Origin of the sequence: Streptomyces sindenensis, assembly GCF_014649035.1 — a bacterium.
Classification (GTDB): Bacteria; Actinomycetota; Actinomycetes; order Streptomycetales; family Streptomycetaceae; genus Streptomyces; species Streptomyces sindenensis.
Genome location: NZ_BMSG01000027.1, coordinates 99,527 through 111,900 on the forward strand (window position 1 = coordinate 99,527; position 12,374 = coordinate 111,900).

Annotated in this window: 12 protein-coding genes; 8 read left to right on the forward strand and 4 right to left on the reverse strand. The window is 72.9% G+C overall.

All coding sequences use genetic code 11. The features are described 5' to 3' along the window. Positions 1–97: 97 nt before the first annotated feature. The 4 genes from IE145_RS25095 to IE145_RS25110 all read right to left on the reverse strand — a co-directional run bounded on the left by IE145_RS25095 (position 98) and on the right by IE145_RS25110 (position 3,297). Entirely contained in the window at positions 98–1,345 is a 1,248-nt protein-coding gene (locus IE145_RS25095; protein WP_189527721.1) for an ROK family protein, read from the reverse strand. A gap of 92 nt (positions 1,346–1,437) precedes the next feature. Then, on the reverse strand, positions 1,438–2,091 hold the full coding sequence (locus tag IE145_RS25100) for a DUF305 domain-containing protein (RefSeq protein WP_189527722.1): 654 nt from the start codon (positions 2,089–2,091) through the stop codon (positions 1,438–1,440). Further along, complete coding sequence (locus tag IE145_RS25105; RefSeq protein ID WP_189527723.1) at positions 2,088–2,738, reverse strand: thioredoxin-like domain-containing protein; 651 nt, start codon at positions 2,736–2,738, stop codon at positions 2,088–2,090. The genes IE145_RS25100 and IE145_RS25105 overlap by 4 nt, the downstream gene beginning before the upstream one ends. A gap of 127 nt (positions 2,739–2,865) precedes the next feature. Continuing rightward, complete coding sequence (locus IE145_RS25110; protein WP_189527724.1) at positions 2,866–3,297, reverse strand: hypothetical protein; 432 nt, start codon at positions 3,295–3,297, stop codon at positions 2,866–2,868. A gap of 135 nt (positions 3,298–3,432) precedes the next feature. Here IE145_RS25110 and IE145_RS25115 point away from each other — a divergent pair, with 135 nt between their 5' ends. From IE145_RS25115 to IE145_RS25150, 8 genes are all read left to right on the forward strand, one after another. Next, a complete protein-coding gene (locus tag IE145_RS25115; RefSeq protein ID WP_189527725.1) occupies positions 3,433–5,148 on the forward strand; it encodes an FUSC family protein in 1,716 nt (571 codons plus the stop codon). Beyond that, a complete protein-coding gene (locus tag IE145_RS25120) occupies positions 5,145–5,651 on the forward strand; it encodes a MarR family winged helix-turn-helix transcriptional regulator (protein ID WP_189527726.1) in 507 nt (168 codons plus the stop codon). The genes IE145_RS25115 and IE145_RS25120 overlap by 4 nt, the downstream gene beginning before the upstream one ends. Positions 5,652–6,115: 464 nt before the next feature. Further along, positions 6,116–7,753, forward strand: a complete 1,638-nt coding sequence (locus tag IE145_RS25125) for a sensor histidine kinase (protein WP_189527727.1) — start codon at positions 6,116–6,118, stop codon at positions 7,751–7,753. Continuing rightward, the gene (locus IE145_RS25130; protein WP_006128841.1) at positions 7,750–8,157 is read left to right on the forward strand and encodes a roadblock/LC7 domain-containing protein; all 408 of its coding nucleotides are present in this window, start codon (positions 7,750–7,752) and stop codon (positions 8,155–8,157) included. Before IE145_RS25125 ends, IE145_RS25130 begins: the two co-directional genes overlap by 4 nt. Beyond that, positions 8,154–8,525, forward strand: coding sequence for a DUF742 domain-containing protein (locus tag IE145_RS25135; protein ID WP_006128842.1), 372 nt, complete (start codon positions 8,154–8,156; stop codon positions 8,523–8,525). The genes IE145_RS25130 and IE145_RS25135 overlap by 4 nt, the downstream gene beginning before the upstream one ends. Beyond that, positions 8,506–9,120 carry a GTP-binding protein gene (locus tag IE145_RS25140; RefSeq protein WP_006128843.1) on the forward strand — a complete coding sequence of 205 codons (615 nt, stop codon included), beginning with the start codon at positions 8,506–8,508 and terminating at the stop codon, positions 9,118–9,120. The genes IE145_RS25135 and IE145_RS25140 overlap by 20 nt, the downstream gene beginning before the upstream one ends. A gap of 147 nt (positions 9,121–9,267) precedes the next feature. Further along, positions 9,268–10,848 carry a cytochrome P450 gene (locus IE145_RS25145; RefSeq protein ID WP_189527728.1) on the forward strand — a complete coding sequence of 527 codons (1,581 nt, stop codon included), beginning with the start codon at positions 9,268–9,270 and terminating at the stop codon, positions 10,846–10,848. Positions 10,849–10,971: 123 nt separating this feature from the next. Next, a complete protein-coding gene (locus IE145_RS25150; RefSeq protein WP_189527729.1) occupies positions 10,972–12,318 on the forward strand; it encodes a 6-phospho-beta-glucosidase in 1,347 nt (448 codons plus the stop codon). Positions 12,319–12,374 lie beyond the last annotated feature (56 nt).

The window sequence follows — 12,374 nt, forward strand, 5'->3', positions numbered from 1 at the left end:
GCGCGGGCCCGTCGGCGTACCGGACGGGCCCGCGCTCACCGGCGTACCGCGTGGGCACGGGCCCGGGCCATCGGACCGCCCCGGCCCACGCCCTGGCTCACCCGCCCGACGGCTCCGCGTACGCCACCGGATCGTCCAGCACGTCCTGCACCACGAGCGCCGCCGCCCCCCGCGCCGCGTCCCCCGCCACCGACGACGCCCGGAGCCGGCCGCTGCCCGGCGACCAGAGGCCCGACACCACCCGGCCCGTCAGCTCCTCGTCGGCGGGCCGCGCCAGCCACGGCATCAGGCCCCGGTAGATCCCGCCGAGCACCACCGCGTCCGGGTCGACCAGATTGACGGCCCCCGACAGCACCCGGCCCAGCATCCGGCCCGCCTCGCCGATCGCGGCCACCGCACGCGGGTCCTTCGCCGCCGCGCGCCGCTCCAGCTCCAGCACCCCCGAGGCGCCGCCGATCCCCTCGACCCCGGCCGCCCGCAGCAGCGCGGCCTGTCCGGCGTACTGCTCCAGGCACCCCCGCGATCCGCACCGGCACTCCGGACCCGCCGGATCCACCACCACATGGCCGATCTCCCCGGCGAAACCGTGCGCCCCGCGCAGCAGCTCGCCGTTCAGGACCAGCGCCCCGCCGACCCCGATCTCACCGGTCAGATAGAGGAAGCTGCGGACGTCACCGAGCCCGCCGAACCACAGTTCGGCCAGCGCCGCGAGATTGGCCTCGTTCTCCGAGGCGACCGGCAGCGCCGGACGGCCGGGACGCAGGGCGGCCAGGGCGTCGGCGAACAGCTCCTGCGCCGGGACCTCGTTCCAGCCGAGGTTGGGGGCCTGCCGCACCGACCCGCCGGAGACGAGACCGGGCAGCGCCAGCGCCGCCCCCACCGGACGCAGCTCCTGCTCGTACGCCGACTCCAGGGTCCGCGCGGCGAGCCGGGCCGCCCGCGCCAGGGCTTCACCGGCGGGCGCGCCCCGGTTGTCGAGGTGCTCGGTCTGCCGGACCCGGCCGGTGCCCGCCAGGTCCACCACGCACACCGAGACGTAATCGATGTTGATCTCCACGCCGAGCCCGGCCGGACCGGTGCGGGCCACCTTGAGCGCGGTGCCGGGGCGGCCGGCCTGGCCGCTGAACGTCTTGCCCGACTCGGTGAGGAACCCGCTGTCCATCAGCTGCTCGACGAGCGAGGACACCGCCGCCCGGGTCAGCCCGACCCGGGCGGCCACTGCGGCGCGCGTGGCGTCGCCGCGCTCGCCCTCGTCCCGCACGGCGCGCAGTACCAGGCTCAGATTGTGCCGTCGCACGGTGTCCTTGTCGGCCTTGGGCCCCAGCGGAGTGAGGATGCTCTTCATATCGTCGCCGAGCCTATGCGATGAGGGGCTCGGGACGGACGGTGCGCGAAGGGGCGGTTCCGGCCCTCCGGCCGGAACCGCCCCCTGGGCGATCAGGGCTTGGCGCCCCGGTCCTTGAGCATGTCCGCCATCAGTCCGATCTCCGACTGCTGGCCCCGGACCATGCCCTCCGCCAGATTCCGGATGGCGTCCGTCCGCGCCGCGCCTGCGGCGGCCTGCGCCATGTCGGCGCCCGCGCGATGGTGCACGGTCATCAGCCGCAGGAACAGGATCTCGGCCTTCTCGCCCTTCGCGGCCGTGAGTGCCGCCAGTTCCGCGTCGGTCGCCATGCCCGGCATCAGCGAACCGTCGCCGGTCGGCGTGAAGGTGTGCCCCATCCACTTCATCGGCGGCCCGGCCGCGCTCTTCGGCAGCCCCCACATCTCCAGCCAGCCCAGCATCATGCCGCGCTGATTGGCCTGGGTGTTGATGATGTCGTACGCGAGCCGCCGCACGTCCTCGTCGTCGGTGCCCTCCCGCACGATGAACGACATCTCGACCGCCTGCTGGTGGTGGATCGCCATGTCCCGGGCGAACCCGGCGTCCACGGAGTCGTCCGCCGGCGCCGACAGCGACGACCCCCCGGACGGGGTGGCCGCGGAGGGGCGGACGACCATCAGCGCCACCAGCCCCAGCGCGACGAGCAGCACCGCGGCTCCCGCGAGGACCAGCCGGCGGCTGGAGCGGGCGGGCGCGAGGGCGGTCATCCGTCCAGCCCGCCGGTGCAGGCGGCCCCCGGCTCAGGAGTCTGCGGGCCCTGCACGTACTTGGTGAAGAACTGGTCGACCCGGTCGTCCGAGGCGCTCTTGACCGTGACCTGCTTGCCCCAGGCGCTCAGCATCAGCGGGTCCTTCTGGTCCTTGACCGGGCTCATCAGGGAGTACGGGGTCGACTTGACCTTCTTGGTGAGCGCCTCGACGTCCGCGTCCGAGGCGTTGTCGTTGTACGTCACCCAGACCGCGCCGTGCTCCAGCGAGTGCACGGCGTTCTCCTTCGGTATCTCCTCGGTGTAGACGTCCGCGTTGCAGTTCATCCAGACCTGGTTGTGGTCGCCCCCGACGGGCGGGTTCATCGGGTAGTCGACCTTGTTCGACACGTGCTCCTGCGTCAGCTTGTCCCAGCTGCGCTCACCGGTGACGGGGGAGGTCTTGGCCTGCTCCTCCTTCTTCTCCTTCTCGTTGGCCTGCACCATCAGATAGCCGCCTCCGGCGACCAGGGCGGCGACCACGGCCACCGACGCCCCGATGGTGATGATGCGGACCCGGCGTTCGCGGGCGCGCTCCTTGCGGCGTGCCTCATCGAGCTTGGCGCGCCGCGCCGCTGCCGGGTTGTTCTGGTTCTTGGCGGAAGCCATGAGAAGTCCTCGTCGTTCAACCGATGCACAAGAGGTCTGTGCATGAGGGGTAAGGGATGCGGGGCATACGGAGAACCGCTCCCGGTGGACCGGCGCCAGGGCGCGGCGGGGGGCGCGGACCCGGCCTCTAGATCCGTTGGACCTGAAGGCGCAGTTGATCGACGGAACGCACACCGTCGTGCGCGGGACCCCTGATGGCGGCCGCCCCCGTGAGCGGGGCGGCGGGGACGAAGGCCACGGGCGAGGGGACGGCCACGGGCGCGGACGACACCGGGAGCACGACGGCCACCGCGTGCGTCGAACCCCCGTGGCACGAGGAGCCCGGACCGCGGTCCGGCGCGGAAGCCAGTACGACCGGTTGGAAGGCCGCTTCGGGCGTCGGGGTGAACGTGCGGACGGCGGCCGCCTCGGCCTGACCCGCGGCGACCGGCACGACGGCGGACGACGCGGCGGCCGAGCAGCAGAAGAGCGTGGCCAGCAGGAAGAGGACCCAGCCCAGGGCGAAGGGCGTGCGGGAGCCGTACCGCTGCCGGTCGGTCCGCGTGCTCACCCTGGTCATCGCCCGTCATCGTAGTGGGTGTGTGAAGTTTCAAAGACAGTGGGTCGCGCCGTTCGCGGGACAGTGTGCCCGAGTCGTCGCCGCGAGGACAGGGGTCAAATATTTTACAGGTGTAATACCTGTTAACTTATATGAGTGAGTGATACACCTGTCCGCCCCGGGCGGCCCTCCGTCCGCAGGCTCCCGAAGCTCCCACCGGCCGTCCGCGGCCTTCCGTCGGTCTCGGCCCTCCGGCTCTCGCCGCCCTCGGACACCTGGTTCAAGCCCGCGCTCAGCGTCGTCGTCGCCTCCGCCGTCCCCCATCTGACGCTTCTGGCCCTGGGCCGGCTGGACCTGGTCGTCTACACCATGGCCGGGTCGCTGTGCGCGCTCTACGGACACGGCCTGCCGTACGCCCGGCGGGCCCGGGCCGTCGGGGGCGTGGTGCTCGGCATGGCCGCCGGGCTCGCCGTCTCCCTGGTCACCGCGTCGCTCACCGGCTCGACCGCCGTGCTCATCGCGGTCGGGGGGCTGCTCGCCGCCGTGCAGAAGGTGCTGTGCGACGCCGCCCGGATCGGGCCGCCCGGCCATGTGATCTTCACCTTCGTCAGCTCCGCCGCGCTCTTCGCCCCGCAACGCCCGGACCAGATCCCGGGCCACCTCGCGCTGACCCTCGGCGCGGGCGCGTTCGCCTGGCTGGTCACCCTCGCGCCCGCCCTGGTCCGCCGCGAGGGGCCCGAACGCCGGGCCGTCGCCCGCGCCCTGGAGGCCGCCGCGGTCTGTGCCGCCGACCCGGGCCCGCGTCACCGCAACGCCGCGGCCGCCGCCGTGCACGCCGCCTGGCGGTGCCTGCTCGCCTCCGGGCGCCCCACCCCCGTACGCCGGTCGCTGGAACGCCTGGTGGTGCGGGCCGAAACGGCCTTCGTGGCCCCGGGCTCCGGGGCCGGGGCGGCGGATCCGGAGCGGCTGCGCGCCTGGGCCGCCCTGACCCGGGGGCGGGGGCCCGTGCCCGCGCCCCCGCCGGCCCCCGGAACCGCCGACGAGCTGTACGGGATCGACGCCGAACGCGCCGCGCGGCGCGCCCGCGAAGGCCGCCGCACCCTGCTGCGCGGCCTCGGCCCCGGATCCCCGCTGCTGCCGGTCGCCGTCCGCACCCTGATCGGCTGCGCGCTCGCCGGGTACCTCTGCGCCGCCCTCGGCGTCGGCCGCCCCTACTGGGCGATCGTCACCGCCGCCTCCCTCTGCCAGGCCAACCTCACCCTGTCGTGGAACCGCACCCTCCAGCGCACCCTCGGCAACCTCCTGGGCGTGCTCGTCTTCGCCGCCGTGCTGCCGGTCTCCCGGACCGGCCCGCTCGCCCTCGTCTGCTGCTGCCTCTTCTTCGGCTTCGCCGCCGAGGCCCTCATCACCCGCAACTACTGGCTCGGCTCCGTCGCCGTCACCCCGATGGCCCTGCTGGTCCTGGAGTTCGGCGGCACCCACCCGGCCGGGGAGCTGATCGGCGACCGGGTCCTGGACACCGTCCTCGGTGCGGCCGCCGGCTTCCTGGCGGCGACGCTCGTCACCAACCGGCGGGCGGCGGGCCGGGTCGAGCGGGCCCTCGACGCCACCGACCGGGCCCGCGCCGCCGCGGAGCGGACCGGCGCCGACCCCGCGGCCGCGCCCGCCGAGCGGGACCGGGCCCGCCGGGCGCTCACGGCGAGCCTCGTCGAACTGCGCGAGGCGGGTGACACCGCCGCGGGCGAATGGCGGCAGCGCGCCCTGCCCGAGCGGCGTCTTCTCGCGGCCGAGCGGGCCGGACACCGTACGCTCGCCGCGACAGCACAACGGCGCGGGCCCACGGCCCACGCCCCTTCGATCGGAGCGGAGTGACCGACGACATCGTTGCCTCGGTGGTCCGGCAGTGGCAGGCCGTCAACCCCGGGCTCGACACCGGGCCGATGGAGATCATCGGCCGGATCAACCGCTGCGCCGCCCTGCTCCAGCAGGCGGAGGACGCCCCGCTGCGCGCCGCCGGGCTGACCCGCGCCGAATTCGACCTCCTCGGCGCCGTACGCCGGACCGACCGGGAGCTGACCCCCGGCGAGCTGGCCCGCGAGACCTTCTCCTCCGGAGCCGCCGTCACCAAACGGCTGCGCGTCCTGAAGGACCGTGCCCTCGTCGAGCGCCGGGGTGACGACCGCGACCGGCGGGTCGCCCATGTCCGTCTCACCGACGAGGGGCGGGCCCTGGTCGACCGGCTGCTGCCCGAGCAGCTCGCGTACGAACGCTCGGTGCTGGCCGGGCTCGACCGGCCCGGCCGCGATGAACTCGCGTCCCGGCTGAGCGAGTTGCTCGTCCAGCTGGAAGGGCGCCTCGGGGGCGCCCGCCGCTGACCCCGAGGCCCGCTTAGGTGGCGGGCTCCGCATATGCGTCAGCGCGGCGAAATTCCCCATCACCCCTCCGTCGGCCGGGAATCTGCTCCTTTCGATCCGGTTCGATCACCTGTGCCTCTGGCTGATTCTGTGCGGTCACAGGGAGAGGTTATGGGGGGTTTTCGTTCGATAGGTCGCTTGTTCGGCGACGAAGACCCCTCCTTTCGCATGCCTGCGAGCCGGTAGAGGGGCTGTTTTCTGCCGTCGCTACTCCCCGCACATGCTCCACAGCGCTCAGTGCAAAAACTGGTGAGTGTATTCCTCCCGGCGGGCATCCGCAGGGGGTTGGGTGAATATGCCGAAGCACTGTTCTGATCTGGCTAAGCTCACGCGCAGTGAAGTCGAGTTGAGATGAATTCGAGCACTTGTCCTAAGTCTCCGCTCACGTGCGCATACATCCCGGAATCAACCGCCAGAGGGTTTAGATGGTCCGTGTTGAATCACCGCCGACCGACAGAGAAGTTCCCGTCGTCCGCGTAGTCCTGCTGCCCGTGGTCCTGCTCCTCGGCGCGACCGCCGCCGGGTCGGCCCTGGTCGCACCGGCCGCGCGGATACCAGTCGCCGTGTGCGGCGCGATCACCACGCTCGTGGTCGCCGTGCTCACCGTGGCGCTCCACCGCGCCCGACGCGCCACGCGCGTCCAGCGTGCCGAGCACGAACAGCGCATCGCCTACCTGGAACACCGCATCCACTCGCACGACGCCGAGACGGTGCGGCTCACCAAGGAAGTCATGCCCGCCGCCATCCGGCGGCTGCGCGTGGGCAATTCGCCCGACGAGGTGATGCGCGACATCGTCGACGCGGACGCGGCCAACCGCCATCTGCCCAAGGCGCTGCGCGAGCAGATCTACCAGGTCCTCGAAGTCATCGACAACGAGGAGGCCCGGCGTGACTCCGCCCAGCGCGCCTTCGTCAGCGTCGCCCGCCGCGTCCAGGCGATCGTGCACCGCCAGGCCAGTGAACTGCGGGAGATGGAGGACCACTACGGGCGCAACCCCGAGGTCTTCGACGACCTGCTGCGCATCGACCACGGCACCGCGCTGATCGGCCGGCTCGCCGACTCCATCGCCGTGCTCGGCGGCGCCCGCCCCAGCCGCCAGTGGCCCAAGCCCGTACCGCTGTTCAGCGTGTTGCGCGGCGCGATGTCCCGCATCCTGGAGTACCAGCGCGTCGATCTGCACTCGATCGCCAAGGTCGCCATCGTCGGCACCTCCGTCGAACCGCTCATCCACGCCTGCGCCGAACTCCTCGACAACGCGACCCGCTACTCGCCGCCCCAGACCCGGGTGCACGTCACCGCGGTCGAGGTGCAGACGGGCATCGCCATCGAGATCGAGGACGGCGGCGTCAGCCTCAGCGAGGAGGCCCGCGCCCGCGCCGAGAACATGCTCGCCCAGGCCCAGGCCGGCATCAACATGAACGACCTCGGGGAGTCCCCGCGCCTCGGCATGGCCGTCGTCGGCCGGCTCTCCCGCATGTACCAGCTCCAGGTGTCGCTGCGTCAGTCCGCGTACGGCGGCGTCCGCGCCGTCCTCATCGTGCCGCGCGAGATGATCACCACCGGGCCCGCCCCGGGCATCGCCCACGGCATCGGCGCCACCTCCCGGCCCACCAGCTCCCTGGACATGTCGCAGCTCCAGCACGTGGTGCCGCCGCCCGGCAAGCGCAAGCCCAAGCCCGCCGCCACCGGTCCCGTGCCCTCCGTGGCCGCACCGGTCCCCACCGGCGCCCCCGCGGCCGCGCGCCCGGCCCCTCCCACGGCCGCCATGGAGGACGACGTTCCCGTGGTCACCGAGTGGACCGAGAACGGGCTGCCGCAGCGCCGCAGCCGGGGCCGTGCCCCGCTCGGCTCGCACAACCTCCCGCAGCAGCCCACGCCGCCCCCCGCCCCCGCGAACGGCTTCCAGCCCGACCCGGGCGAGGGCACGGACGGCGGACGCGGCGAGGAGAAGCCCCCCGGCCTCTGGCTGGAGGCCTTCACCAAGGCCGTCAACGGCGTACCGCAGGAACGAAAGCACGGCGAAGACTCCGATGACGCGTGGGACAAGGGAGACCTGAAGTGATCCAGCAGCGGGGAAACATGGACTGGATGCTCAAGGAGCTGGCCGACGACGTTCCGAGCATCCACCAGATCGTGGTGCTCTCGTCGGACGGCCTGCGCATCGCGATGCACGGCGGCGACCCCGACGTCGCCGACCGGCTCGCCGCGGCCTGTGCCGGACTCCAGAGCCTGGCCGCCGCGGTGGCCACCGAGATCCCGTACAGCGACGGACTGATGAAGCTCGTGGTCATCGAGGTCACGGGCGGGTTCTTCTACCTGATGGCGGCCGGCACCGGCGCGTATCTCGCGGTCCTGGCCGGCGAGACCGTGGACGCCGGACTGGTCGGGGCCCGGATGCGGGACATGGTCGTGCGGATCGGAGCCCACCTGACCAGCCCGCCCCGCCACGGCGGGCAGTCCGGATGAGTGGACCTCGACGAGAACGCCGCAAGACCGACCCGGATCTCCTCGATCCGGAACGGCTGTACGTGATCACCGGCGATCTCGACGACAGCGAACGGGCCGCGCTCGACCTGGTCACGATGGTCGTCGCGCAGGCGGAGCCGTCGCCGACGTTCCAGCCCGAACAGGCCGCGATCCTGCGGCTCTGTCAGGCCCCGTTGTCCGTCGCCGAGATCTCCGCCTACCTCGGCCTGCCGTTCAGCGTGGTCACCTCGCTCCTGAGCGATCTCCTGGCCACCGAACTCATCGAGTCGCGCGCGCCGATCGTCCGCGCCACTCTCCCCGACAGGTCCCTTCTCGAAGCGGTGATGCATGGACTTCAGAAGCTCTGACACGATCACCGGACCCCGCACCGAGGACGTCCTCCCCACCACGGCCACCGCCGCGGTGAAGGTCGTGATCGTCGGAGGGTTCGGCGTCGGCAAGACGACCATGGTCGGCTCGGTGAGCGAGATCCGGCCACTCACGACAGAAGAGACCATGACCCAGGCCGGCGTCGGCGTGGACGACAACGCCGGGGTGGAGACGAAGACCGCCACCACCGTGGCCATGGACTTCGGACGGATCAGCCTCAGCGAGGAACTGATCCTCTACCTGTTCGGCACCCCCGGCCAGGAGCGCTTCTGGTTCCTGTGGAACGGCCTCTTCGAAGGCGCCCTCGGCGCGGTCGTCCTCATCGACACGAGACGGCTCGAAGTCAGCTTCGACGTCATCGGCCGACTGGAGGAGCGCGGAGTGCCGTTCGTGGTGGCCGTGAACACCTTCCCCGACGCGCCGCACCACCCGGTCGAGGCCCTGCGCAGCGCCCTCGACCTGCCGGACGAGGTCCCGATGATCGACTGCGATGCCCGGCTGCGGGCCTCCAGCCGCGATGTGCTGATGACCCTGATGCGCTACCTGCACAGCCTGGCCGTCCCCCTCGCCTGACACCCCCGCCCCCGGGCCCGGCGACGGGACCGCCCCGGGGGCGTACGCCATCCCCCGGCGTACGCCCCCGGCCGGTCCGCACCCGAACGCCCCGTCCCGCCCGCCCGTCTGCGCACCAGACCTGGAATCCTGATCCCTGGAGCCCCCGTGACAACCCCGTTCCACCACGAACCCGGCGCTGTGCCCCCGCCCCAGTGCCCGGCCCACAACCTCGACATCGGCCCCGGCGGACTGCGCCGGCTCTACGGCCCCGAGGCGGAGAACAACCCCGCCGGCCTCTACGACAAGCTCCGCGCCGAACACGGCACGGTCGCCCCCGTCCTGCTCCACGGCGACGTCCCCGCCTGGCTCGTCCTCGGCCACAGCGAGAACCTCCACCTCACCCGGACGCCGTCCCAGTTCTCCCGGGACTCGCGGCGCTGGCGCGCCCTCCAGGACGGCAGTGTCGCCCCCGACCACCCGCTCGCCCCGATCTTCACCTGGCAGCCCGTCTGCGTCTTCGCCGACGGCGCCAAGCACGAGCGCCAGCGCGGCGCGGTCACCGACAGCATGGAGCGGATCGACACCCGCGGCGTGCGCCGCCACATCAACCGGTTCAGTAACCGCCTCGTCAACGACTTCTGCGAGAAGGGCACCGCCGACCTGGTCAGCCAGTTCGCGGAGCACCTGCCGATGATGGTGATGTGCGCGATCTTCGGCATGCCCGAGGAGTACGACGAGCGCCTCGTCCAGGCCGCCCGCGACATGACCCGCGGCACCGAGACCGCCGTGGCCAGCAACGCCCACATCGTGGCCGTGCTGACCCGCCTCGTCGAGCGCCGCCGCGCCGAACCGGCCCACGACTTCGCCAGCTGGCTGGTCGAGCACCCCGCGACGATGACCGACATCGAGGTCGTCGAGCACCTGCGCCTCATCCTCATCGCCGCGTACGAGTCCACCGCCAACCTCATCGCCAACGTGCTGCGCATGGTCCTCACCGACCCGCGCTTCCGCGCCCGGCTCAGCGGCGGGCACATGACCGTCCCCGAGGCGGTCGAGCAGACCCTGTGGGACGAGCCGCCGTTCACCGCCGTCTTCGGCCGCTGGGCCGTCGGCGACACCGAGCTGGGCGGCCAGCAGATCAAGGCGGGCGACGCCCTCCTCGTCGGGATCGCCCCGGCCAACACCGACCCCGTCGTCCGCCCCGACCTGAACGCCGACATGGGCGGCAACCGCGCCCACCTCGCCTTCAGCGGCGGCCCCCACGAATGCCCCGGACAGGACATCGGCCGTGCCATCGCCGATGTCGGCGTCGACGCGCTGCTGATGCGCCTGCCCGACCTGGAACTCGGCGTGGGGGAGAGCGAACTGCGCTGGGTCGGCAACATCATGTCCCGCCATCTGGTCGAGCTCCCCGTGACGTTCGCCCCCAGTCCCCAGCAGAAGCTGGACGCCGACCCGCTCACCGTGATGGCCCGCACCCCCCGCCCGGCCGACGCCTGGGAGATCTCCTCCCCGGCCAGGACCGTCCCCGAGCCCCGGCACGAGGCGGCGGCCGGAGCGCGGCCCGCCCACGCTTCGGGCGCCGCCCCCCGGCCCGTCCCGGCCGCCGCACCCCCGGCGGCCCAGCCGGTTCCCGTCACCCCCGCTCCCGAGACGGCCCCGGTCGCGACGATCCCGCGCCAGCGCCGCCCGGCAGCCCCCGCCCGGCTCTGGCAGGCCGTCACCCGCTGGTGGAACGGCTACTGACCCGCCGACCTCCCTTCCGGCCGCGGCGGCCCCGGATCACGCCCACGGGCCCGGGGCCGCCGCGTCGCGCGCCGGGCGCGGTCCTCCCCGGACGGCTCCGGCCTGCCCGTACCATCGAGCAGCGTGAAGCTGACAATTCTTGGCGGTGGCGGATTCCGGGTGCCTCTCGTGTACGGGGCCCTCCTGGGCGATCACGCCGAGGGCCGCGTCTCCCGGGTCACGCTGTACGACACCGACGCCGACCGGCTCACCGCCGTCTCCCGTGTGCTCGCGGAACAGGGCCGGGGCATCGCGGACGCCCCCGCCGTCGTCGCCACCACGGAGCTCGACGAGGCGCTGCGCGGCGCCGACTTCGTCTTCTCCGCCATCCGCGTCGGCGGACTCGCCGGCCGCGCCGCCGACGAACGGGTGGCCCTCGACGAGGGCGTGCTCGGCCAGGAGACCGTCGGCGCCGGGGGCATCGCGTACGGGCTGCGCACCGTTCCCGTCGCCCTCGACCTCGCCCGGCGCATCGCGCGGCTCGCCCCGCGGGCCTGGGTCATCAACTTCACCAACCCGGCGGGCCTGGTCACCGAGGCCATGTCCCGGCACCTGGGCGACCGGGTCATCGGGATCTGCGACTCGCCGGTCGGGCTCGGGCGGCGCATCGCCCGAGCGCTCGGCGCCGACCCGGACCGGGCCTGGATCGACTACGCCGGGCTCAACCACCTCGGGTGGGTGCGGGGGCTGTACGTCGACGGGCGCGACGAACTGCCCCGGCTGCTCGCCGACCCGAAGCTCCTCGAATCCTTCGAGGAGGGCCGCCTCTTCGGCGCGGAACTCCTCCGGTCACTGGGCGCGATCCCCAACGAGTACCTGCACTACTACTACGTCAACCGGGAAGCCGTACGCGCCTACCAGGAGGCGGAGCGGACCCGGGGCGCGTTCCTCCAGGACCAGCAGGAGGGCTTCTACGCCCGGATGCGCGAACCCGGCACGCCCGCCCTGACCACCTGGGACCGCACCCGCGCCGAACGCGAGGCGACGTACATGGCGGAGAACCGCGAGGTCGCCGGGGCGGGGGAGCGGGAGGAGAGCGACCTGGAGTCCGGCGGCTACGAACAGGTCGCGCTCGCCCTGATGCGGGCCGTCGCCCGCAACGAACGCACCTCGCTGATCCTCAACGTCCGCAACCGCACCACCCTCTCGGTCCTGGACGCGGACGCCGTGGTGGAGGTGCCCTGCCTCGTCGACGCCAACGGGGCCCACCCGGTGACCGTATCGCCGCTGCCGTACCACGCGGTCGGGCTCGTCACCGCGGTGAAGGCCGTGGAACGGGCGGTGCTGGAGGCGGCGGAGAGCGGATCCCGCGCGGCGGCCGTCCATGCCTTCGCCCTGCACCCGCTGGTGGACTCCGTGACGGTGGCCCGGCGGCTGCTGGAGCGGTACACCGAGGTCCACCCCGGGCTCGCCTACCTCGCCCGGCCCTAGAGATCGTCTTCAAAGGTCAGATCCAGAGCAGGATTGAGGCGATGGTGACGGCCGCC

Coding starts and splice junctions, on each gene's coding strand:
- IE145_RS25095 (WP_189527721.1), bottom strand. CDS start 1,345: ATGAAGAGCATCCTCACTCCGCTGGGGCCCAAGGCCGACAAGGACACC.
- IE145_RS25100 (WP_189527722.1), bottom strand. CDS start 2,091: ATGACCGCCCTCGCGCCCGCCCGCTCCAGCCGCCGGCTGGTCCTCGCG.
- IE145_RS25105 (WP_189527723.1), bottom strand. CDS start 2,738: ATGGCTTCCGCCAAGAACCAGAACAACCCGGCAGCGGCGCGGCGCGCC.
- IE145_RS25110 (WP_189527724.1), bottom strand. CDS start 3,297: ATGACCAGGGTGAGCACGCGGACCGACCGGCAGCGGTACGGCTCCCGC.
- IE145_RS25125 (WP_189527727.1), top strand. CDS start 6,116: ATGGTCCGTGTTGAATCACCGCCGACCGACAGAGAAGTTCCCGTCGTC.
- IE145_RS25135 (WP_006128842.1), top strand. CDS start 8,154: ATGAGTGGACCTCGACGAGAACGCCGCAAGACCGACCCGGATCTCCTC.
- IE145_RS25140 (WP_006128843.1), top strand. CDS start 8,506: ATGGACTTCAGAAGCTCTGACACGATCACCGGACCCCGCACCGAGGAC.